The sequence below is a fragment of the Vibrio sp. S12_S33 genome, from assembly GCF_963889785.1.
GTDB classification, from domain to species: Bacteria; Pseudomonadota; Gammaproteobacteria; order Enterobacterales; family Vibrionaceae; genus Vibrio; species Vibrio aestuarianus.
In genome coordinates this window covers 1-1,077 of sequence record NZ_CAWPQZ010000168.1, presented here as the reverse complement: position 1 = coordinate 1,077, position 1,077 = coordinate 1, and the positions used below count along the sequence as shown (strand labels likewise).

The 1,077-nt window shown below is 42.2% G+C and carries 1 protein-coding gene; it reads right to left on the bottom strand.

The genetic code is table 11. From position 1 onward, the window contains the following. A partial coding sequence (locus AACW06_RS19685) for an IS630 family transposase (protein WP_192076347.1) occupies nucleotides 1–1,017 on the bottom strand: 1,017 nt, incomplete at its 3' end. Nucleotides 1,018–1,077 lie beyond the last annotated feature (60 nt).

The window sequence follows — 1,077 nt, the reverse complement described above, 5'->3', positions numbered from 1 at the left end:
AGGCTTGAGAACCTGAAAATTATCATTAACTCGAGATGTCAAAGAGCCTGCGATCTCTGGAAGAATCACAGCAAAAAATTGGTCTATTGCCGCCTTGAAGTCCCGTTTCCTTTTGAAGTAAACGTTGTTCCTCGACTTCTCATTCATTACTTTCCATAGCCGCTCTATTGGGTTGAGGTTTGGGCTGTAAGGTGGAAGATAATGCAGTTCAATATTAAGGACAAATGCCGCATCTCTGACCAAGTCACTGCGGTGATATCCCGCACCATCTAAGATGATATGAAGCTTATGAGCTAACGGATAACTCTCTCTTAACTTACAGAAAAAGCGAACAATCGTTTCACCGTTAATGCTCTCATAGTCGTGAACAATGGTTGCACCAATATCCGACAGGTTCAGTGCGCCAATAATGTTCAATCGGCTACGATTACCCGTTGTTTCAATCACTTTATCCTGACCAGTACGTATCCAGCCATGCGATATCTTTGTTGATAGTGTTGGGTGAACTGCATCGATAAAGACTATCGATTCATCCTTGCCACAGCTTGCCTTTAGCGCTTCATACGCCTCTATGAATGCTTGCTGTTTTGCTTCATCAAACTTGTGTGGTATGCCTTTCGGTTGCTTGTAGCTAAAACCATTATGGTGAAGCCATTTGTTCATACCAGAAACAGTATAATCAAGCCCAAACGTCTCTTTAACATAGGCGACAATTTGATGAGTATGAGGATAGGTTTTCTCAGTCAAATGCTCGATTAGGTGTATGGTTTGAATAGCAGAAAGCTTGCTTTGGCTTCCTCCATTCTCAGGCTTAAGTTTTTCAGAAAGTACGTAGTCACTGAGGTGACGTGCAACGGTCGATTCATGAATACGAAGAGCTTGTGAAATCATAGTCTGACTCCAGCCTTCAGAAGCCAGCAAAACAGCCTTAATACGGTCGCAAACTCGACTATCACGTTCAATGTCGTGCATTTGTTCGAGTTGCAGTTTCTGTTGAGGAGTCAGTGTAATTTTCATGGTTCGTAGCATGATCTTGATTCTACTGAAAATCAAGTATCTTCAATGATCACGGGTATA